Source organism: Streptomyces sp. NPDC046465 (assembly GCF_040646035.1).
Taxonomy (GTDB): domain Bacteria; phylum Actinomycetota; class Actinomycetes; order Streptomycetales; family Streptomycetaceae; genus Streptomyces.
On record NZ_JBEYZK010000012.1, the window covers coordinates 81190 to 102387 of the forward strand.

20 protein-coding genes are annotated in these 21198 nt (G+C 70.7%); 7 read left to right on the forward strand and 13 right to left on the reverse strand.

Translation table 11 applies throughout. The features are described 5' to 3' along the window. Positions 1 to 111: 111 nt before the first annotated feature. Positions 112 to 1335 carry an FAD-dependent monooxygenase gene (locus tag ABZ953_RS19970; protein ID WP_361725362.1) on the forward strand — a complete coding sequence of 408 codons (1224 nt, stop codon included), beginning with the start codon at positions 112 to 114 and terminating at the stop codon, positions 1333 to 1335. 32 nt (positions 1336 to 1367) lie between these two features. On the opposite strand, the gene ABZ953_RS19975 is transcribed toward ABZ953_RS19970, so the two are convergent. The 4 genes from ABZ953_RS19975 to ABZ953_RS19990 form a co-directional block, all read right to left on the reverse strand. Beyond that, a complete protein-coding gene (locus tag ABZ953_RS19975; protein ID WP_361725365.1) occupies positions 1368 to 1682 on the reverse strand; it encodes a hypothetical protein in 315 nt (104 codons plus the stop codon). 72 nt (positions 1683 to 1754) lie between these two features. Beyond that, positions 1755 to 2015 (reverse strand): hypothetical protein, encoded by a 261-nt coding sequence (locus ABZ953_RS19980; protein WP_361725368.1) that lies wholly within the window; start codon positions 2013 to 2015, stop codon positions 1755 to 1757. Between the two features lie 122 nt (positions 2016 to 2137). Next, positions 2138 to 2743, reverse strand: coding sequence for a hypothetical protein (locus ABZ953_RS19985; protein ID WP_361725371.1), 606 nt, complete (start codon positions 2741 to 2743; stop codon positions 2138 to 2140). A gap of 67 nt (positions 2744 to 2810) precedes the next feature. Continuing rightward, positions 2811 to 3260, reverse strand: coding sequence for a DoxX family membrane protein (locus tag ABZ953_RS19990; RefSeq protein WP_361725374.1), 450 nt, complete (start codon positions 3258 to 3260; stop codon positions 2811 to 2813). Positions 3261 to 3440: 180 nt separating this feature from the next. On the opposite strand from ABZ953_RS19990, the gene ABZ953_RS19995 reads away from it, so the two are divergent. Beyond that, on the forward strand, positions 3441 to 4664 hold the full coding sequence (locus tag ABZ953_RS19995; RefSeq protein WP_361725377.1) for an amidohydrolase family protein: 1224 nt from the start codon (positions 3441 to 3443) through the stop codon (positions 4662 to 4664). Positions 4665 to 4719: 55 nt separating this feature from the next. Then, positions 4720 to 5640 (forward strand): FkbM family methyltransferase, encoded by a 921-nt coding sequence (locus tag ABZ953_RS20000; RefSeq protein ID WP_361725380.1) that lies wholly within the window; start codon positions 4720 to 4722, stop codon positions 5638 to 5640. A gap of 1 nt (position 5641) precedes the next feature. Here ABZ953_RS20000 and ABZ953_RS20005 read toward each other — a convergent pair whose 3' ends face one another. The 7 genes from ABZ953_RS20005 to ABZ953_RS20035 all read right to left on the reverse strand — a co-directional run bounded on the left by ABZ953_RS20005 (position 5642) and on the right by ABZ953_RS20035 (position 15994). Further along, the gene (locus tag ABZ953_RS20005) at positions 5642 to 6403 is read right to left on the reverse strand and encodes a glycosyltransferase (protein WP_361725383.1); all 762 of its coding nucleotides are present in this window, start codon (positions 6401 to 6403) and stop codon (positions 5642 to 5644) included. A 350-nt stretch (positions 6404 to 6753) separates the two neighbouring features. Continuing rightward, positions 6754 to 10836, reverse strand: coding sequence for a hypothetical protein (locus ABZ953_RS20010; protein ID WP_361725386.1), 4083 nt, complete (start codon positions 10834 to 10836; stop codon positions 6754 to 6756). Between the two features lie 425 nt (positions 10837 to 11261). After that, positions 11262 to 11990 carry an ANTAR domain-containing protein gene (locus tag ABZ953_RS20015; protein ID WP_361725389.1) on the reverse strand — a complete coding sequence of 243 codons (729 nt, stop codon included), beginning with the start codon at positions 11988 to 11990 and terminating at the stop codon, positions 11262 to 11264. Positions 11991 to 12027: 37 nt separating this feature from the next. Further along, positions 12028 to 12885: a GAF and ANTAR domain-containing protein gene (locus ABZ953_RS20020; RefSeq protein WP_361725392.1), complete on the reverse strand. Its 858-nt coding sequence runs from the start codon at positions 12883 to 12885 to the stop codon at positions 12028 to 12030. A gap of 24 nt (positions 12886 to 12909) precedes the next feature. After that, entirely contained in the window at positions 12910 to 14778 is a 1869-nt protein-coding gene (locus ABZ953_RS20025) for a CheR family methyltransferase (protein ID WP_361725395.1), read from the reverse strand. After that, positions 14778 to 15377, reverse strand: a complete 600-nt coding sequence (locus ABZ953_RS20030) for a chemotaxis protein CheB (protein ID WP_361725398.1) — start codon at positions 15375 to 15377, stop codon at positions 14778 to 14780. Before ABZ953_RS20030 ends, ABZ953_RS20025 begins: the two co-directional genes overlap by 1 nt. 155 nt (positions 15378 to 15532) lie before the next feature. Then, positions 15533 to 15994, reverse strand: coding sequence for a MarR family transcriptional regulator (locus tag ABZ953_RS20035; RefSeq protein WP_361725401.1), 462 nt, complete (start codon positions 15992 to 15994; stop codon positions 15533 to 15535). Between the two features lie 92 nt (positions 15995 to 16086). Here ABZ953_RS20035 and ABZ953_RS20040 point away from each other — a divergent pair, with 92 nt between their 5' ends. The 4 genes from ABZ953_RS20040 (at position 16087) to ABZ953_RS20055 (ending at position 18996) form a co-directional block, all read left to right on the forward strand. Then, the gene (locus ABZ953_RS20040) at positions 16087 to 16596 is read left to right on the forward strand and encodes an SgcJ/EcaC family oxidoreductase (RefSeq protein ID WP_361725404.1); all 510 of its coding nucleotides are present in this window, start codon (positions 16087 to 16089) and stop codon (positions 16594 to 16596) included. 122 nt (positions 16597 to 16718) lie between these two features. After that, a complete protein-coding gene (locus ABZ953_RS20045; protein ID WP_361725407.1) occupies positions 16719 to 18254 on the forward strand; it encodes a multicopper oxidase domain-containing protein in 1536 nt (511 codons plus the stop codon). Positions 18255 to 18306: 52 nt separating this feature from the next. Next, on the forward strand, positions 18307 to 18717 hold the full coding sequence (locus ABZ953_RS20050; protein ID WP_361725410.1) for a hypothetical protein: 411 nt from the start codon (positions 18307 to 18309) through the stop codon (positions 18715 to 18717). Between the two features lie 33 nt (positions 18718 to 18750). Then, positions 18751 to 18996, forward strand: coding sequence for a hypothetical protein (locus ABZ953_RS20055; protein WP_361725413.1), 246 nt, complete (start codon positions 18751 to 18753; stop codon positions 18994 to 18996). Positions 18997 to 19049: 53 nt separating this feature from the next. Here the strand turns inward: ABZ953_RS20055 and ABZ953_RS20060 are convergent, their stop codons facing one another. After that, on the reverse strand, positions 19050 to 19451 hold the full coding sequence (locus tag ABZ953_RS20060) for a hypothetical protein (RefSeq protein ID WP_361725416.1): 402 nt from the start codon (positions 19449 to 19451) through the stop codon (positions 19050 to 19052). Further along, positions 19448 to 20104: a sigma-70 family RNA polymerase sigma factor gene (locus tag ABZ953_RS20065; RefSeq protein WP_361725419.1), complete on the reverse strand. Its 657-nt coding sequence runs from the start codon at positions 20102 to 20104 to the stop codon at positions 19448 to 19450. The genes ABZ953_RS20060 and ABZ953_RS20065 overlap by 4 nt, the downstream gene beginning before the upstream one ends. Positions 20105 to 21198: the final 1094 nt, after the last annotated feature.

A 21198-nucleotide genomic window follows, 5' to 3' on the forward strand; every position in this document is an offset into this window, starting at 1 on the left:
TGCTCCGCGGAGGCGCCGATTCACCCATCCGTCCGGCAGAACGACCGGCACAACCACGACACCGTGCCGCCTTCGGCCGTACCGCTCACGTCGCCGCATACGTTGGCGTACGTGAAGATCGATTGCGTCGGCGGAGGGCCTGCCTCCCTGTACCTGGCCATCCTCGCCAAACTCCGGGAGCCTGCCCACGAGGTCACGGTCCACGAACGGCACGCGGCCGGCACCAGCTACGGCTGGGGCGTCACCTACTGGCCCGACCTCCTCGCCGACCTGTACGACCACGACCCCGACTCCGCACGGATCATCGAGGAGCGGTCCGTGTGCTGGCGGGGCGGATTCGCCTACGTCGGCGACCGGACCACCGCGCACGAGGGCGACCCCGGGCACGCCATCGGCCGCCACCTGCTGCGGACCATCCTCGCGGGGCGGGCCCGGGACCTGGGTGTGCGCCTGGAGTTCGGCAGGGAGATCAGCTGCGTCGCGGAGCTGCCCGGCGCGGACCTCGTCGTCGCAGGGGACGGCGCCCACAGCAGGCTCCGCACCGCCCACGCCGCGGAGTTCGGCACCCGGGTGACCACGGGCGCCAACCGTTTCATCTGGCTCGGCACGACCCGGGTGTTCACGGCGTTCACCTTCGCCTTCGTCGAGACCGACCACGGCTGGATCTGGTGCTACGCGTACGGGTTCAGCGGCGAGCACAGCACCTGCGTGGTGGAGTGCTCCGAAGCGACGTGGACGGCGCTGGGGTTCGACAGGATCGGCAACGAGGAGACCCTGCGGCTGCTGGAGAAGTACTTCGCGGGCCTGCTCGACGGCCACGCGCTGCTCGGCCGCAAGGACATCGAGAGCCACGCCCAGTGGCAGACCTTCCCGACGGTCACCAACACGGCCTGGTCGCACGGCAACCTCGCGCTGATCGGCGACGCCGCGCACACCACGCACTACTCGATCGGAGCCGGCACCACCCTCGCGCTCCGCGACGCGATGGGCCTGGCCCGCGCGCTGGGCTCCGCCGCCGGGCCGCCGGACGTCCCCGCGGTCCTCGCGTCGTACGAACGGGAGCGCAAGCAGGCGCTGCTGCCGGTGCAGAGTGCCGCCCGGCACAGCGCGCAGTGGTACGAGAATTTGCCGCGCTATCTGGCCCTGGAGCCGCACCAGATGTTCGCGCTGCTCGGCCAGCGCCACTCGCCGCTGCTGCCTTATGTGCCGCCGCAGCTCTACTTCCACCTCGACCAGGCCGTCGGCCGGATGCAGGCCCTGCGCTGGCTGAAGCAGCGCCTCGGGCCGCGCCTGGCCCGCACGCTCCAGAGCCGACGCGGCGCCGAAAGGCCCTAGGGGCCCTAGGGGCCATAGGAGGGGCCCGAGCTCTAGGACGCGAGCTGGTTGCGGGCCAGTCGGGTGAGCGTGTGGGTCAGGGCGCCCGGTTCGCTCCCGCCCGCGTGCACGACCAGTTCGCTCGGCAGGTCGAGCAGGCGCGCCCGGTGGACGACCGAGGCCGCGTCCCCGGCGAAGCAGCCGCTGAGGTCGAGGACCAGCACGTCAGGGAGCAGCACCCGGGCGCGGGCCAGGGCGAGGTCGCTGTCATGGGTGTGGGACAGGACGCAGACGTCCGGGACGCTCTCGATCCGGGCGATCAGATCCCTCGCCTGCGGCTGCCCGACCAGCACCAGCACGGTAAGCACGTCCCCATCCTGCCCCCGGCCCACGGGCCTGTCCTGAGCTGGCGGGCAGACGGGACTTCCAGACGAAAGGCCCTAGCTGGGGCTGAAGCTCTGCGAGCTCGTCTTCACGGACCGCAGCGCGGCATCGGTCACGGTCAGCGCGGTCTTGCCGCCCTCAAGGACCTGCTTGCCCGTCTCGGCCGGGTCGGCCAGGGACTCGCCGACGGTGCGGCCCACGCTGCGGTGGCCCTCGTCGGATGCGGTGGCGGTGGCGTGGGCGGGGACGGCCGCGGCGACGGAGGCGGCAGCGGCGGCGAGGGTCAGGGTGGCGAGCATGCGCTTGGAGTTGTTCATGATCTCTCAAACGGCACAACGGGCCCCGAGGGTGCGCCGCCGTCGTCATGAACCCGGGCAATTCCACCGTCCGAGCGATCTGTGCCGCGCCCCCGTTCTCCGGTCCGGCCTGTGCGGGGCCCTCAGAAGTGCATCATCGCCATCAGTTCCGCACTGCGCAGGCCCGCCGGGACCTCCGGGAGGCGCTGGCCCGGTCGCATCCAGCCCGCGCGTTCGGCGGCGGTGACGGCGTCCGCCTCGGCCGCGTCCGCGGCGGCGTTCAGCGACGCGTCCGTGCCGAGGGCGCCCCGGCCGGAGGCGGCCGCCGCCGCTTGCGAGGCCTTGAGGGCGGACCGGCAGGCGGCCGCGGCGGACTCGCTCTCGCCGTCGTGCAGTTGGACCGTCTGGGCGGCCTGGACGGCCTGCGCGGCCTGCGCGGCGGCCGCGGCGGCGTTGCGCGCGCAGCGTGAGTCCGCCGCCGGGTCGGGGGCGGACTCGGCGAGCACGGCGAGGGCCTGGACGGAGACGCGGGCCGCGTGCGCGGCTTTCCAGACGAGGTTCTCCCGCGCCGTCCCATCGGTCTCGTGCTGCTCGATGTAGTGGGAGATCGCGGCGGCGCGGGAGGCGGCGCTGGCGGCGCGAGCGGCGTGCAGGGCGCGGAGTCGCACCTCGGGGGAGGCGTCGGGCGCCCCGGCCTCCAGGTCGGGCAGGTCGGGCAGGTCGGGCAAGTCGGGTGTGCGGTCGCTCATGGCTGTCTCCTCATCTGCTTCGACTCCAACGAAGTCCCGTACGCGTGTGGCCGGTTGTTGAACGGGGCTACAGGAACAGCCCCAACGCGTCGTCGAGCGACCACGTCTGCCAGCTCATGGCGAAAAGGGCGACGAGTGATGCCAGGGCCATCGTGAAGTTCTGGCCCTGCTCGGCCCAGTCGTGGATCATCAGGACGAGGTAGATCAGGTTGAGGACGAGGCCGCCGACCAGGGCGATCGGCGTGAGGAAGCCGACGATCAGGCCGAGGCCCAGGGCCAGTTCGGCGTAGGCGACGACGTACGCCATCAGGCGCGGCCGGGGCTTCACGACGGTGTTGAACCCCTCGCGTACGACCGGCCACCGGTGCTTCTCCGCGATCCCTGCGGCCCAGCCGATCCCGCCGCCGCCGAACCACTCCTTCTTGTCCTTGTGGCGCCAGCTCTCCAGCCACCACAGGCCGAGCCCGATCCGGAGCACGGCCAGCCACTCGGCTCCGCTGAGCCAGATCGTCCGCATCGAGCGCCCTCCCAAGCCAACTGGACCAACTGACGGAGCGTCAGTTCAGCGGATCGGGCCGGAACGCGCAAGAGTCCGCGCTTGCCGTCGCTCCGGTGAGGCCATAACCTCGGTCCGATGGAATCTGATGGAGCGTCAGATATGGGTCGAGGAAACCGGCAGGCAGTAGGGGGCACAGCAGTGGACAACAGCGAGGTCGGCAGCAAGGAACTCCCCCGGGTCATCAGCGTGGACGACCACGTGATCGAGCCCGCGCACCTCTTCGAGACGTGGCTCCCGGCCAAGTACCGCGACCGGGGACCGAAGCCCTTCACCGCGGGCATCGGCGATCTTGAGTACATCGGCGGCAAGTACAAGTTCACGACGGACCCGGCCGGACAGATCACCGACTGGTGGGAGTACGAGGGCAGCATCTTCCCGTACAAGCGCATCATCGCCGCCGTCGGCTTCTCGCGGGACGAGATGACGCTGGACGGCATCACCCGGGAGCAGATGCGCCGCGGCTGCTGGGACCCGAAGGCCCGCCTCGCGGACATGGACATCAACCACGTCGAGGCGTCCCTCTGCTTCCCGACCTTCCCGCGCTTCTGCGGGCAGACCTTCTCCGAGGCCAAGGACAAGGAGGTCGGGCTCGCCTGCGTCCGCGCCTACAACGACTGGATGGTCGAGGAGTGGTGCGGCGACAGCGGCGGGCGGCTCATCCCGCTCTGCCTGATCCCGCTCTGGGACGTGGACCTCGCCGTCGCCGAGATCAAGCGCAACGCCGCCCGCGGGGTGCGGGCCGTCACCTTCAGCGAGATCCCCACCTATCTGGGCCTGCCGTCGATCCACTCCGGCTACTGGGACCCGTTCTTCGCGGCCTGCGAGGAGACGGGGACCGTGGTCAACATGCACATCGGGTCGTCGTCCCAGATGCCCGCCGCCTCCCCGGACGCGCCGCCCGCGGTGCAGGCCTCGCTCTCCTTCAACAACGCGATGGCCTCGATGATGGACTTCCTCTTCAGCGGGGTCCTCGTGAAGTTCCCTCGGCTCAAGCTCGCGTACAGCGAGGGCCAGATGGGCTGGATCCCGTACGCCCTGGAGCGCGCCGACGACGTGTGGGAGGAGCACCGGGCCTGGGGCGGCGTGAAGGACCTGATCCCGGAGCCCCCGTCCACGTACTACTACCGGCAGATCTTCTGCTGCTTCTTCCGCGACAAGCACGGCATCGAGGCGATCGAGACCGTGGGCGTCGACAACGCCACCTTCGAGACCGACTACCCGCACGTCGACTCGACCTGGCCGCACACCAAGGACGTCGCGGCCGACCACGTGGGCCACCTGCCGGAGGAGATCGCGTACAAGCTGCTGCGCGGGAACGCCATCCGCATGCTGGACCTGCCGTTCGACCGGACCGGCGGGTAGGCGGCCCACGCCGGGCGGATACGGTTCATCCGACCCCGACGAAAGAGGCGACCGGATGCCCACCCCCCTCTCGGAGACGCTGGTCACGCTCGGCCGCCGGTACGTGCGTGACGCGCCCGGCACCCTCGGCAAAGCCGCGCTGGCCGCCCGGTTCCTGAACCCGCGGCTCCGGGAGAACCCCCGCCGCCGCGTCGTCGCCGACCGGCACGGGCTCCGGTTCGCCGTCGACACCCAGGACCTCATCCAGCGCTACGTGTATCTGTTCGGGGCCTGGGAGCCCCATATGACGCGGTGGCTGCGGGGGCGGCTCGGGGCCGGGGACGTGTTCGTCGACGTCGGCTCGAACGTGGGCTACTTCGCCGTGCTCGGGTCCCGGCTCGTCGGCGCCGGGGGCCGGGTCGTGGCGATCGAGGCCGCGCCCGCCTTCCACCGGAGGGTGCTCCAGCACGCGGAACTGAACGGGTGCGCCAACATCCGCGCGGTCAACGCCGCCGTGTCGGACGAGCGCAAGCCGCTCACGTTCATCCTCGCCAGCTCGCACAACATGGGCGCGAACAGCATCGTTCCGTACGACGGGCCCGCCGAGTCGACCTTCGAGACGGAGGCGAGCGTGCTGCCCGACCTGCTCGAACCCGACGAGATCGCTCGGGCCCGGGTGATCAAGATCGATGTGGAAGGGGCGGAGGGCGGCGTCATCAGGGGCCTCGCCCCGGCTCTCGACCGCCTCCGCCCTGACGTGGAGATCGCCGTGGAGGTGACCCCCGACCGGATGGAGCAGCTCGGCGACTCGGTGGACGAGTTGATGACGACCATGCGGGAGGCGGGTTTCCACCCGTACCGGCTGGTCAATGAGTACGCCGCCGACAGCTACCCGGGCGCGATCCGACGCCCCCTGGCTCCGGTGCGGTGGCGTGAACCGGTCGTCGGCGAGACCGAGTTGGTCTTCTCGCGGATCGACGCGGAGACGCTGGACTGACTCAGGCCTCGTCGGCCGGGAAGCGCCAGCCGGTTGCGGCGAGCGCCCTGGCCCGCGCCTCCGCCACCGCCATGCGCGCCCCGCGCTCCCCCGTGTCGACGTGCGCGCTCTGGCCGGTCGCCTGGCCCTCCCACTTGCGGTAGAGCAGGCCCACCTCGGACGAGAACCAGCCGCGCGCGACGGCGTCGAGGGCCAGCAGCAGACCGGTGTCCTCGGAGGCCGGAAGCGCCATCCAGCCGCCCAGGGCGACGAGCAGATCGCGGCGTACGAAGAGGGTCGCGGGGTGGACCGGCGCCCGGTAGTCGTGGGCCGCCCAGTGGTCGAGCACGGTCCGGCGCTCGACGGGGCCGTGCTCCGGGTCGCCGGGGAAGCCCACCGTCGAGCCGTCGGGCAGCAGGTCGAGCACGCGCGATGTGGCCCAGCCGATGTCCGGGTTGCCCTCAAGGGCCGCGAGGTCGCGGGCGAGCGCGCCGGGGGTGAGCCGGTCGTCGGCGTCCAGGACCTTCACATACGCGCCGTCGGCGTGCGCGAGGGCCATGGTGCGGGCGACGCCGGGGCCGCCGGACCGCCCCTGCCGGAACGTCACCCGGTCGTCGTCCGGGACGTACGGCGCGACCTGGTCGGTCGTGCCGTCCTCCTGGACGATCCAGTGCCACTCCCAGCCCTCGGGGAGCTCCTGCGCGCGGAGCGACGCGTACGCGTCCGGCAGGAAGGGGGCCGAGGGCGCGTGGACGGCAGTGACGATGATGATGCGCCGGCGCACGGCACTCACCACCTTTCCGGTGGAGTGGTGAAGACGTCATCTTCGCGCGGATGCAATGGCCGAAAGTTTCCGTACGCATCGATCTCGCGTCCTAAATCCGGCCAGGGGGCACGCGCCGAAAAAGGGCCCGGCAATTGGGGTCCGGACATGGAAGGGCCCGATCGCTGGCGACGGGGGATGCACCAGCGATCGGGCTCTGCGTCCAACAGTAACAAGTGTGGCGGAACTGTGGGAGTCAACTCCGCGATCGAACTACGGTGTTGTGATCGGGATCACGTCCGGAAGTCCGTACCGGAACAACGCCGAACGAGCGTAAAAGCCCCCTCTTAGTCGGTCGTCGCATGGGTAAGTCAGTCATCGCAGGGCGGCTCGTACGAGAGACGCGGCAGATACTCATCCCATTTACCCCGCGTCAGAACGCCCCGCGTGGTCGAGCAAATGCGGTTAACGGCTTCGTCGGTGTCCAAGTCCCACAGCCGGACGGTATCGGTGCCGCTCGACACCCCGAGCATGTGGCTCTGCGGGCTGAACGCCAGGAAACTGCCCGTCTTGGCGTTCGGGCTCATCGACTGGCCGATGGCCGAGGCGTCGAAGGGATCGGCGACGTCCCAGAGCCGGACCGTGTTGTCGTTGCCGCCGGTCGCCAGGGTGTCGTCGTCGCCGAACGTCAGCGACACCACCGCGTCGGTGTGGCCCGTCAGGGTGGCGGCCCGCCGCGGCGCCCGGTTCGGGTCGGCGACGTCCCAGAGCCGGACCGTGCCGTCGTCGCTGCCGCTGGCCAGGGCGCTGCCGTCCGGGCTGTAGGCGACCCGGTTGACCGGGCCCTGGTGCCCGGTGAGGGGCGCGCCGCGATGGGTGGCGCGGCTCGGGTCGGTCACGTTCCAGAGCCGGACGGTGCTGTCCGCGCTGCCGCTCGCGAGCGTCTTCCCGTCGTTGCTGAACGCGAGGGAGTTGACGTAACCCTGGTGGCCGGTGAGCGGTCGGCCGAGCCTGCGCAGGTGCGACGGCGAGCTGACGTTCCACAGCTGGATGGTGCGGTCGGTGTCGGCGGACGCGAGCGTGCGCCCGTCAGGACTGAAGGCCAGCGCGGCCGCGAACCGGGTCCGCAGCGCGACGGGCGGCCCGTACGGGACAGGGTGCTTCGGGTCGGCGACGTTCCACAGCTGCACCGCGCGGTTGCCCGTGAGCACCGCGAGCGTGCGGCCGTCGGGGGAGAACACCGGCGAACGGAGGTTGCCCTTCCCGGGCTTGAACGGCCGGCCGAGCGCCGCGGGCCGGTCGGGCCGCGCCACGTCCCACAGCCGCAGCTTCTCGTCGCCCGCGATGGTGGCGAGCACCTTCCCGTCGGGGCGGAACGCGCCGTCGCGGCCGAGCATGTCCGACGGCGGTATCGACCACAGGCGCACCTTGTTGTCGCCGGTCCCGGTGGCCAGCGTCCGTCCGTCGGGGCTGAAGCCGAGGGAGTACATCTCCCCGCTGCTGCCCGCGAGCGGCTCGCCGATCTGCGACGGGCGCTCGGGGTCGCGGACGTTCCACAGGCTGGCCGTGCTGTCCGCGCTGGCGGCCGCGAGCATGCTCCCCGAGGAGTTGAAGGCCACGGACCACAGGGGGCCGGTGTGGCCGGTGAGCGGTGTGCCGAGCGATCTCGCCTTACGGGGTTCCGTGACGCCCCAGAGCCGGATCGTATTGTCCGTGCCGCCGCTGGCGAGCGTGGTGCCGTCGGGGCTGAAGGCCACCGAGTGCACCGTGCCCGTATGACCCCGCAGCACCTTGCCGACCGGCTTCGGGCGCCGCCGGTCGGCCGTGTCCCAGAGCCTGATCGTGCCGTCGTCCCCGCCGGCCGCGAGGGTGCGCCCGTCGGGGGCGAACGCCACGGAGCGCACGGCGGCCGTGTGGCCGGTCAGCGTGTCGATCGCCTTGGGCCGTGCCAGGTCCTCGATGTCCCAGAGGCGTACGGCGTGATCCTCGTTGGCGGAGGCGAGGGTGCGGCCGTCCGGGCTGAAGGCGAGCAGATAGATCGTGCCGCCGTGGCCGGGCACGGGAGCGCCGATCAGCCGCGGGTGACGGGGGTCCCGCACGTCCCAGAGCCGCAGCGTCCCGTCGTCGGAGGCGCTGGCGAGCGTCTTGCCGTCCGGGCTGAAGACGGCGGTGCTCACCCAGCTCTTGTGGCCGGTCAGCGGCTTGCCCAGCGGCTTGGGGTGCGCCAGGTCGGAGACGTCCCACAGCCGTACGGTCCGGTCGTAGCTCGCGGTGGCGAGGACGCGCCCGTTCTTGCTGAAGGAGGTGAGGTAGACGGCGCCCTTGTGGCCGAGGAGCGGTGTGGCGAGCGGCGCGTTCACGATGGATATCAGTCGGTTACGGGTGGCCGCGTCGCCGGGGCGCAGCCGGTGCGCCACCAGGTCGAGCTGCGCGGAGAGCGACGGGTCCGTGTGCTGGGCGCGATCGGCCTCCGCGACCACCTGCTGGAACACCGCGTCGTCCCGCTGCTGGCGGGCGACCACCGCGGAGACGACGGCCACCATCGCCAGTACGACGAGGACCGCCACCGCGCCCCGGGCGATCCAGACCGTGCGCTTGCGCAGCCTGGCCGAAGCGGCCAGGAACTCCACCGCGCCCCGGGTCAGGAACGTGTCCCCGGCGGTCTTCGCCCAGGTGCGGGCCTGCTCCAGGCGCGAGCCCCGGTAGAGCAGCGACGAGTCGCGCTCGGAGTCCTCCCAGGCCTTGCCGTCCTCCTCCAGGCGCTGGCGCAGCAGGTGGTCGTTCCTGTCCTCGTCGATCCAGTCGCGCAGCCGGGGCCAGGCGTGCAGCAGCGCCTCGTGCGTGATCTCCACGGTCTCCGCGTCGAGCGTCACCAGCCGGGCGCGGACCAGCGCTTCGAGGGATTCCTCCGTCTTGTGGGGGTCGGTCGACTCCTCCGCCAGCTGACGGCGCGTGCCGCGGCGCCGGGTGGCCTGCGTGTCCTCGCCGAGCCGGACGAGGCGGAGCAGGAGCAGCCGCGCGGCCGTGCGGGCCGCCGGATCGAGCCCGGACCAGGCGCGCTCGGCGGTCGCCGCCACGGCGCCCTGGATGCCGCCCGCCGCGCGGTAGCCGGCCAGCGTGAGGCGTCCCGTCTTGCGCCGCTGCCAGGTGGCGAGCAGCGCGTGGGAGAGGAGCGGCAGTACGCCCGCGTCGTGTGCGCCGCGGGGCCCGTCCGTGCTCACTTCCCGCACGATCAGCTCGGCGAGGCCCGGTTCGAGTTCGAGCCCCACGGCCTTGGCGGGGCCGGTCACCGCCTTGCGCAGCTCCGCGGAGGTCAGCGGGCCGAGCACCATGTGCCGGTGCTGCAGGGCGTCGGCGAGATCGGGGTAGCGGAGGCACTCCTCGTAGAAGTCGGCGCGGATGCCGAGGACGACGAGCGCGGCGGCGTCCCGGTCCGGCTCGCCCTCCGCCGGGGCGGGTGGCGCGCAGGCGGCGTGCAGCACTCGGACGAAGGCGCGCCTGGTCGACTCATCCGGACAAAGGGTGAAAGTCTCCTCGAACTGGTCGACGATGACGACGGGTCGGGCCTGCTTGGACCCCGAAGGCTCCCCGGAAGGTGACCCTGATTCCGCCCCCGAACCCGACCCCGACCGTGCCGCCCAGGCGGCGATGCCCTCCCGTACCGCCCGGACGAACCACACCGAAGAAGCGGGCCCGGTCTCGTCCTCCGCCGGTTCGTCGACGGCCGCCGCGACGGCGGGCGCGAGCTCGGGAATCTGCCGTATCAGCTCGCCGAGCGGATCGTTGCCCGGCACGAGCTGCAGCACCGGACCGGCGCCGAGACCGTCCGCCTCGCCGAGCACGCCGTTCTTGAGGGTGGGTACGAGACCGGCGTTGAGCAGAGAGGACTTCCCCGCCCCCGACGCGCCCACCAGCATGACCAGACCGCCGGTCTTCTCCGTGGCGCGGAGCTGCGCGAGCAGCGCCCGGGTGCTCCGGTCCCTGCCGAAGAACCACTGGGCGTCCTCCTGCCGGTACGAGGCAAGACCCCGGTACGGGCACACGCTCACGGCGGCCGCCGCATCGGCCGCCGCCGCACCTTCGTCATCGTCGCCCCCCGAGGCGCGGTCGCCGACCGGGTCGGCCACCGCGCGCTCCCACAGCCGGTGCCACTGAGCCATGTCGTACAGACCCGTGGAGACCGGCGCGGGCCGCTCGCGCCGCGCTTCGGGGATCAGGACATGCAGCACCGCGGCGAGTGCGGCGAACTGGGCCGGCACGTTCTTGGCCCGCCGCCAGTCGCTGATCCGCTGCGCGGACACGCGTACGGCGCGCCCCCGCTCGTCGACCCGCTGGAGCCGGACGACCGCTTCGGCCACACGTTTCAGGGGCGGATTACCGGCCTCCTTGTACAGCAGCGCGAGACGTTCCGCGAAGCTCGTGCGTGCCCCTGAGTCGGAACTCAAGGCCTCCACCCCTTACTCCCGCCGCGCCTGGACATCCGGACCGGAAAACTCACTTTATACGGCTGACCTGCGCAGAAGACGTCCGGACAGGACGGAAGCCTCCTCCGGAGCAGCCGTAACTGGCAGGATTTCGTCGCAGTAGTGAACCAACCACGCAGCGTCCGGGCAGGTCACCGGCTCAGGGCTCACAGAGGTGGCGCACGCCACCGATCGTTCTGAGCCCGCATTGCCCCGGAGGCACGAAGGACGCGTCGCGTGGGCTCGGCAGATGCGCGCAGTCGGCCATATCGGGACCGCTTTCACATCGATCGCGGATCCTGATTTTCCCCGATCCGCGCCGATACGCAGAGGTACGGCGAGTCGGCGCTGTCCGCGTCGATCGGTGCCGGTCCCCACGAGGGGAGGGACCGGCACCGATACGACGCGGGACGTGGTCAGCCGGACTGGTCGCTCTGGTCGCGCTGGCCGTCCACGACCTCGCGGGACACGTCGCTCAGCCGCCGTTGGTGGGAGCGGGCGTGGTTGCGCAGGACGTCGAAGGCCTCGTCCATGGTCAGGGAGCGGCGCCCGGAGAGAACGCCCTTGGCCTGCTCGATGACGATGCGACTCGTCAGGGCGCTCTCCAACTGGGCGGTGAGGGCCCGGCTGCGGTCGGCCTCGCGCGTGCGCCACAGGGTGACGGCGGTGAAGTCGGCCATCGACTGGCCGAGCGCCAGCATCTCCGGAGACGGGGCGTCGTGCCGGTCCGACAGCAGGACGAGCGCGCCGTCGACCTTGACGGGCCCCCGCAGGGGCAGAGCCGTCACGTACGTGTACCCGAGGCGCAGCGCCCGCTGGACGTAATGCGGCCAGCGCTGTCTCACCGGGAGGTTGCCGAGGGCGATCCGGGCGGGCAGCGCCAGACCGCGGTGGCAGTCGTGGCCGGGCCCCTCGCGCCAGCCGGCCGCGTCCTTCGCCAGCCGCCCCACGTCGGGGTCGGAGCCCGCCACTTGAAGGGCTTCACGCGTGTCGGGAGAGAAGAGCGCCGCCGCGGCCCGGGTACCGAGCAGACCGGGGGCGTGGTCGACGAGGACCGACAGGGTGGTGGAAACGTCCGGTGGCTCGTCCGATGCGCTGCCGGCCAGCGCCACGAAGGCATCGGCGAGCCGCTGTTGCGGCGTCATGACTCTTCCCCCTCAGGTGAGTCCCAGTAGGTGGGTCTCAGACGAATTCCTGATTGCCGTGCACGATTCCCTGGGCGATCACCTCGGTGGACACGTCCTCGGTGAAGGCCCGGGCCTTGATGAGCGCCAGTGCGTCGTCGACGGAGCGGCCGGTCCTGGCCGACAGGAGGCCCACCGCCTGTTGCAGGGTGTCCCGGTGGTCGGTTCCGCCATAGAGTTCGGGGTCGGCGTCGGGGCCCAGGAGCACGATGCGGGTGAGCGCCGCGGCGACCTCCGCGAGATGCTCCGGGCTCAGCGGGGCGGGCCGTCGGTCGAACACGGTCAGGGCTCCGATGCAGGTGGCTTCCGTATCCAGCGGAACGGCCCCCACCGAGGTGATGCCCAGTGAGGCGAGGGCCGGGCCGTACGTCGGCCAGCGCGCCTCGATCACCCGCCCCGACGCGAGGATCAGACTGCGGTCCGCCATCGCGTCACGGGCCGGGCCCTCGTCCAGTACGTACTCCAGGTCCTGGGCGTCGTGGGACCGCTCGTCCGACACGGCGACCGCGAGCTGCTTGCGGCCGGAATCGACCAGGACGAGAGCGGCGCTGCTCGACCCGCACGCCTCCGCGACACCGGTCATGAACCGGGGGCGGGGAGAGCCGCCCCCCAGCGCCCACCGCTCGGTGCGGCGGGCGAACGCCTCCTGGAGCCCGGCCGAGGAACGGTGACACGCGGCCGATCTGCGGTGCGTCGCGGCGATGTGTGCGTGCAGCTCGCTTTCGGGCCCCACCGCGAGCAGTTCATGGCGTTCGGCGGCGGCCTCGGCCCGCTCCGCGCGCTCCAGCGCCACAGCTGCGCGGCGCCGCGCGACCCCGGACAGACCGAGGGCTTCTTCATGCCCCTGCGGATTCATGGTCAAAGCGTACGCCGCGCGGGGTCACTCGGACCCGTCGCTTCGACTTTCCTCCATCATCAACACGACGCCTCCGTTGTGGCCGTCGAACGGAGAACAGAGCACGTCGCACTTGAGGGGCCGGCCGATGCGGCTGAGCGCCGCCACGCTGACCGGACCGCAGCGCTTGCGAGTCGCCTGGCACTGCTGCACGAGAGGCTGCAGCACCTCGGTCGGCAGCCCGAAGTCCAGGTCGAAGAACCCCTCGTCGAGGACCTCGTCCGCGCGCAGCCCCCACATGTCGACCGCGCCGCGGTTCCAGCTCTTGACCCGCAGCTTGTTGTCGAGGACCACCACACCCGCGGCGATGCTGGTCAGGACGGCTTCCAAGAAGGCTCTGGCCTCGTCCAGTTCCTCCGAGCGGATGCGCATCTCCTCATTCATGGTCTCCAGTTCCTCGTTGCCGGACTGGAGTTCCTCGTTGGTGGTCTCCAGCTCCTCGTTCGTGGACTGGAGCTCTTCGTTGGTGGTCTCCAGCTCCTCGATGCTGGACTGGAGCTCTTCGTTGGTGGTCTCCAGCTCCTCATTGGTGGACTGGAGCTCCTCGTACGCCGTCTCCAATTCCTCCCGTACCCGCTTGACCTCGGACTTCAGCTGGGTGGACACCGTGACGTCGGTGAAGGAGATGGTGGTGGCGACGTGCAGGCCACTCGTGCCGGTGAGCGGCTGGATGAGGATGTCGAAGTACTGGATGTCCTCGCTGATCCGCCGCTCCACCCGGTTGATCCGGAGTGCACGGCGCTCGTGCATGGCCTGGTCGATCAGGGAGCGGAGCTCGACCGGCCGGTAGGAGATCTCCAGATCCTGGAAAGGGCGGCCGATGTCGGTGGTGGTCATGCCGAACTGGATCCGCGCCTGGTTGTTGATCACCACGACGACCCCGTCGGCGTCGAGAGCGACGGTCGGGGTAGGGCCCGCGTCCAGGACGAGGTCGCGCAGCTGGCGGGTGCGCACGACCGAGTGCAGCTCCGGGCCCGTGACGGACCGCACCTTTATGGGGGCCGGGTGGTACGGCAGTCCGGAGTCGCCCGCGCGGCGCCGGAAGACCCGCTGGCGCATGTTGACGACCTCGAACCGCTCCGCGTCGTTCAGGAGCATCTCGGCCTTGCCGAGGAAGAGGAACGCGTTCTTGCGCAGGGCGAAGTGGAAGCGCTCGCTGATCTGCGTCTGCGCCTCGACGTTGAAGTACATCAGCGTGTTGCGGCAGACCAGCAGATCGAGCCGGGAGATCGGTGCGTCCCGGGTGATGTCGTGCCGTCCGAAGATCACCCGGCGCCGCAGGTCGGGGCGGAAGATGTACTGCGTACCGTTCTGCTCGAAGTACCGCTGCCGGAGCTCCGCGGAGAGCGGCTCAAGGGCCTTCGCCGTGTACAGACCCGAACGCGCCTCGCGCAGGGCCTCCTCGTCGATGTCCGTCGCATAGATCTTGACGCGGCGCAGGGCCTCGTCGGTGCCGAGCGCCTCCGCGAACATGATGGCCAGGGAGTACGCCTCCTCCCCGCTGGAGCAGCCCGCGCTCCAGACCCTGATCTCGTCCTCGGGCGGGGTGTCCGAGAGCAACTCCGGAATGACCTCGTTCTGCAGGAGGCTCCAGGCGTCCGGATCACGGAAGAAGGACGTGACGTTGATCAGGATCGTGTTGAAGAGACCGTCGAATTCATCCGCGCTGGTCTCGAGCAGGTCCTTGTAGTCCTGATACGAGGTGACGCTCACGTCGGTCATGCGCTTCTGGACGCGACGGCCCAGCGTCGATCGCTTGTATCCGGTGAAATCGAAACCGCGGGCATCCCTGATGAAGCCGAGCAGCTCCTCCAGTGCTTCGTTGGTCATGGTGCCGTCCTGCGGTTCGCTCATTACTGCCTCTTGGCCTCGACAAGCCCACGAATCACCGCGGGGATCTCATCAAGAGGTAGCACGAAGTCCACCACCCCCGTGTCCACAGCCGCCTGCGGCATTCCGTCGAATTCGGCGGTCTGTGGATCCTGCACGATCACGGTGCCTCCGCGCGCTCGAACGGCGTTCACTCCCATCGCACCGTCGCTTCCCGTCCCGGTGAGCACACAGGCGATCGTGCGCGCCCCGTACGTACCGGCGGCCGACTCGAAGAGCAGGTCGGCGGAGGGCCGCACGAAGTGCACGAGCTCGGTGCTGGTGAGCGTCAGGGTGCCGTCGGCGAGGACGAGGAGATGCCGGTCGGGAGGCCCGATATAGACGACGCCGGGCTCCGCCCGCTCCCCGTCCTGCGCCAGTTGAACGGGCAGGTCGGTGCGGCGGGCGAGGACCTCCGCGATCACCGTCCGATGCCGGGGGTCGAGGTGCTGGACCACCAGCACGGGGACCGGGAGGGTCGGTCCGAGGTTGCCCAGGACCGCGGTGAGCCCTTTGATGCCACCTGCGGACGATGCGACGACGACGATGCCGTAGGGGTCCGTGGAGGCGTTTTCTGCCGTCACATTCCGAGCCTAGCGGAGTATGCACGGCGGGGCGCCGTCGCAGAGGAGAGGGCCGCGTTCACACGGCGATACTGTCCGCTTTTCCGTCCTGATTCCCTTCCTGAAGGCCTTGAAGGCCTTGAAGGCCTTAGTCCGTGGGCGCCTCGGTCATCGGGTCAACGCGGAGGGGAGGGGTGGGTCGTGCGCAGTTGTTCGGCCGTCTGCTGGTAGGCGTCGGCCGCGCGGTGGAAGTAGTCGAACAGGACCTTCAGCTGGTCGGGGTTGTAGCCGCGGAGGATCTGGGCGATCTGCTCGCGGGCGGGGGCCATCACCTCGTCGAGCTCGGCCGGCTGGCCGATGGGCTCGACGATCACTTTGCGGCGGTCGGTGGGATCGGCGGCACGGCGGACGTAGCCGGCCTGCTCGAGGCGGTCGATCAGCCGCGTGGTGGGCCCAGTGGTCAGCCCGGTGCGGGCACCGAGCTCACCGGGCGTCAGAGGACCGGCCAGCTCCAGGGTGTTGAGCGCGTACAGGTCGGTCGCGCCGAGGCCGCAGGACTTGGCACTGGCATGGCCGTGCAGCATCAACGCGCTCAGATACCGCCGGTAGATGGTTGACGCCTCGGCCGGCGTTGACATCCCCTCACCCACTCCCTAATCTCTTCCTTCAGGAAGAGTCTTCCTTGGTGAAGAAAGTTCTCCGAGGAAGACTCTAAGGGAAGGGTACGCCCATGACCAGCAGCGTCCAGCCCTCTGACGCGACCCCCGAGACCGGCGAGAACACCACCACCGACCCCGCCGTCGAGATCACGGCCCTGCTGCGCCGCAGCCAGGATGCCTGGAACTCCGGCGACGGCGCCGCCTACGGAGCCTGCTTCACCCCCGATGCCACCGACGTCACCTTCGTCGGCACCATCTACTACGGGGCCGACGAGATAGGCCGCGCCCACCAGGCCCTCTTCGACAGTTTCCTCAAAGGCACCCACCTCCACATGGAGGTCGAAGAAGCCCGCTTGCTCACCCCGGATTCCGCCGTCGTCGTCACGCGTGGCGAAGTCGCCAAGAAGCCCCCCGCGCGGCTGGGCAAACGCGCCACGTACACCCTCGTCCGGCGCCCCGACGACGGCTGGCACATCGCCGCCGTCCAGAAGACCAAGCACAACCGCCTGATGGAAGCGGTCTCGTTCAGGCTCCAGCCCCGAACCGCACCCGCCCAGAGGCCGGCCCCGGCCAGCCCCTGACCGCTCCTCTGGCCCCCCCTCTGCCCCCCCTCTGACCTCACCCCTGCCTGCACACGAATACAGGAGTACCGCATGCCGACCCATCGGATACCGACCTCCGCACGCCCCGCCGGGGTGGCCCGGTGAAGCGCCGCACCATGCTGAAGGTCGGTCTGGGCGGTGTGGGAGCCGCCGCGCTCGGCACGGGCGGAACGCTCGGATATTGGTGGTCGTCCGCCGACATCAACACCGCGGGCCGCGTCGATTTCGACAGACGCCTGGCCATCCCGCCGCTGGCGCCCGCGCGCCGCGACGCCAAGGGCCGCAAGGTGTTCGAGCTCCGCGCGGCGCCCGGCGAGCACCGGCTGCGCCCCGGCCGCACCACCGCGACCTGGGGCATCAACGGCTCCTATCTCGGGCCCACGCTCCGGGCCACCCGCGGCGACACCGTACGCGTGGACGTACAGAACGGCCTTCGGGAGCCGACGAGCCTGCACTGGCACGGCATGCACCTGCCGGCGCGCATGGACGGCGGCCCGCACCAGCCCGTCGAGCCGAACCAGACCTGGTCTCCGACCTGGACCATCGACCAGCCCGCTGCCACCCTCTGGTACCACCCGCACCCGCACGGGGAGACGGCTCGGCACGTGTACCGAGGGCTTGCGGGCCTGTTCATCCTGGACGACCCGAAGACGAAGCACGCACGACCCGGCGGCAGTGCGCTGCCCAGCCACTACGGGATCGACGACGTTCCCGTCATCGTGCAGGACAAACGCCTCGACGGCGACAACCAACTCGACGAGAGCCACCCCCGGTTGAGCGAGGTCGGCCTCCTCGGTGACGTGATCTGCGTCAACGGCACCACGGGCCCCTACTTACCGGTCACCACGGAGCGGATCAGGCTGCGGCTGCTCAACGCCTCCAACGCCCGGACCTACCGCTTCGGCTTCACCGACGACAGACCCTTCGCGCTCATCGGCACCGACGGTGGACTGCTGCCCGCACCGCACCGGACCACCCGCATCCAGCTCTCGCCGGGCGAGCGCGCCGAGATCGTGGTGACGGTGCGCCCCGGCGAGCGTACGGTGCTGCGCAGCTACCCGCCGGACCTCGGCCTCAACTTCATGAACCGCCGCTTCACCGGCGGGGACGACACACTGGACATCCTCGAACTGCGCGCGGCCCGCTCGTTGAAGCCCTCGCCCCCGCTGCCGGATCATCTCGCCACCGCACCGGCGCTGGCCGCCAGGAACGCGCCCGTGGACCGGAAGTTCGAGCTGGCCGGGTCCGCGATCAACGGCAAGAGCATGGACATGAGCCGTATCGACTTCGCCGTGCGCCGTGGCGCCACCGAAGTCTGGGAGGTCACCGCAGGCGACGACAACCAGCACAACTTCCACGTCCACGACGTGCAGTTCCAAGTGCTCTCCGTCGACGGCAAGCCGCCACCCCCCGAGCTCGCGGGCTGGAAGGACACCGTCCACACCCGCCCCGACATCCCGTACCGCCTCGCGATGCGTTTCAGCGACCACAGCGATCGCACCACGCCGTACATGTACCACTGCCACATCCTCTACCACGAGGACCAGGGCATGATGGGCCAGTTCGTGGTCACCAAACCCGGCGAGAAGCCGGGCACCATGTCAGGCGGAATGCCGGGCGGCGGCCACCACCACTGACACATGGGCGGCCCCCCAACGGCTCTCAGGTGCTGCCCATAGGATCATCGGCATGGCGAAGCGCAAGGTTCGGCGACGTGTCCGGAAGATCCTGGGGGAGGACCCCGCGGCGCTGGTCTGGTGCGAGCTCCGCAAGCCGATCCCCGCCCCGCCCAAGGACGTGCACCGCGCCGCGGGCAACGGGCGGCTGAAGTCACGGCATCACTGGCTGCTCTACGTCGGGGCGGTGGTGTTCTGCTTCGTCGTCGTGCCGATCATCCTGATCGACAAGCTCGGCAAGAAGTTCGACGGTCTGCTGCTGCGCCGGGAGCCGGGGTGGCGGACAGACCGCCCGCGGAACCGCCGGGGGCCCGCACGTTCCACCCGTAACGATGTTGACGGGAGCGGGCCGGAGCCCGATCCGGCCAAGGGCGTGTTCGACGGCGACTGGAATCTGACCGCGGGCCGCCTGCTGCTGCGCTAGTACGGCGATTCGCCGAGCCCCCGGCGCCTGATCATGCTGACCGGCGACCGCATCTGTGTGGCCGCGTCCCCGCGCCGCCGCCTGTCCCCCACCCGGGCGGACGACTTCCGGACACTCGCGGAGTTCCCGCTCGGCCAGGCCCGCATCGAAGGCGACGCGGGCCAGCCACGCGGATTCGCCACCTTCCGACTCTGCTTCCAGGACGGTTCCTGGCTGGAGCTGGGCCGACTGGCGGAGCCGGCGGACGCCGATCACTTTCTGCGTACCGTCAACGGGTGACCCGGAGTCCCGAATGAGGTCCGGGAAGGCACACCATCGGCCAGAACTGGCTGTCAGCCGGGCGCGGGTGAGGGTGGCGCCACGTCCGACGGCGCTGACGACGGAGTCGGCGACGACGGTGGCGACGGAGCCGGCGACGACGGTGGCGATGGAGCCGACGACGACGGCTGGGTGGCCCTCTCGTGCGGGCGCGCCGGTTCGACGGGCGCTTCCCCGCCCTGCCGTTCGACCCAGCCCAGGGTCAGCAGGACGCCGGCCAGGGCCGCCGCGAGCGCGAGCAGGGTCAGGGCGGTCGTACGGATGGGGAATCGGCTGCCCGCCTGCTCGGACGGCGGGGCCGCGCGCCGCAGGGAGTCAGGGCCGACCGTGCGCGCCCGTGCGTCCAGCGCGTCGCGCAGCCGGTCTTCGAGCAGTTCCTGCCGGGGGCCGGGACCGTGCCCGTCCTTCGGGGTCATCGGGAACCTCCCAATTGTCTGCTCAGTGCGTCAAGGGCCCGGCTGGCGGTGGACTTGACCGCGCCGCGCGAGAGACCGAGGGTGGCGGCGATCTGGGCCTCGGTGAGGTGGGACCAGTAGCGCAGCACGAGCACCTCGCGCTGGCGCCGGGTGAGCCGCCCGAGCGCTTCGAGCACTTCGCGGTGCTCCTCGCGCAGCAGGACATGCTCGTCGGCAGGCGGGATGTGGCCCTCGCGTTCGGGTATGTGCGCGCGGGCCGTTCTGCGGCGGCGCAGCACGGAACGGGATCGGTTCACCACGCTCGTCCGCAGGTACGCCTCCGGGGCGTCCACGCCTTTCAGGCGGGCGCCGTGTCTGCGGAACAGCGCCGCGAAGGCGTCCTGCACGACGTCCTCGGCGGTCGGCAGATCGTCGACGAGGAACAGCGCGAGACGGACGAGGTCCAGGCGGCGGGAGTGATAGAGGTCGTCGATCCCGGGGCCGGGCTCGTCCAGCGTGGCGAGGGGCGCGGTCGGCACGGGAACCGACTGCCAGGTCCCGGGCGGCGGTTGCCCCGTACGAGCCAGGAGCCCGCGCAGCAGGCGCTCCCACCCACGGCGCAGCGCGCCGGTGGCGGGGAAGGCGGGGACGACCGGGTACGTCGCTGTCCTCATGGCTCTCCTGGACGCGGGGCGTGAGGGCCGCCGGGTGATCAGCCCGGCGGCCCTCCTACGGCTTGCGGCTACTGCCGACGCTGCGGCATCACTTCCCAGCCGGGCGAGCCGCTTCGGGTGCCGGGGTCGGTGCTTCGTGTCCGGGCTTCCCGGGGGCGGGGGTCGGTGCTTCGTGTCCGGGCTTTCCGGGGGCGGGGGTCGGTGCTTCGTGTCCGGGCTTTCCGGGGGCGGGGGTCGGTGCTTCGTGTCCGGGCTTCCCGGGGGCCGGGGTCGGTGCCTCGTGCCCGCCCTGAGCAGGAGTCGGCGCCCTGTGCTTGCCCTTGCCGGGTGCCGCTGACGGAGCGTTGTCGGGCGCCGTCTGCTTGGCCGGAGCGGAACCGGACTTGGCTGGGGCCGGAGAGGGATCGGCGGCGGCGGCATGTGCCAACGTGCCGCCGCCGAGGGCGAGAGCCGCGATGGCCGCTGCCGCGCCCAGGGCCTTGCGGGTGGAGACATGACGTAGGGACATGTGGTTCCTCGATACGTGGTCGGGGTCAGCTGGACCGAACGAAGGCGCCTTCACCCCGACAGACGTCCGGGCCTCGGGGAGGTTGCGGGTCGCCGCGATGTTTTTCACGGGCACGTTCACCCGGGGCCGGGGCCGGGGCCGGGTCCGGGTCCGGGTGCGCTGCACTGCGCGCTCCGGAGCGGTGGTCACGCAGTTGGACACGCACGCAAAAACAGGTGAGGCGCCTACCGAATCCGGTAGGCGCCTCACCTGCTGTTCTGGCTGTCGGGGTGGCGGAATTTGGAAGTGGATCCGGGAGCAAGTCGGCTCCCCAAATGGCTCCCAGGCTGCCGCCGTCTTCGAGCGATCATGACGGGCATGGCTGCGAAAGGTCAGTCGACGGCGTACCCAAAACACAGTAGGGACCCCACGATCGAACCGGCTACCGTCGACGCTGATCTGTCCCCGAGACCTCCACACAAACCCTCGGACACGAAGCAGCACCCGAACTCACTTGATTGGGACTGGGCACCCCACAGCCACCCACCTGGGCATCGCCCGGTCGAGCTGGTGTCCCTTGTTCCGATTGGGGACTGGGCGTGTAGCG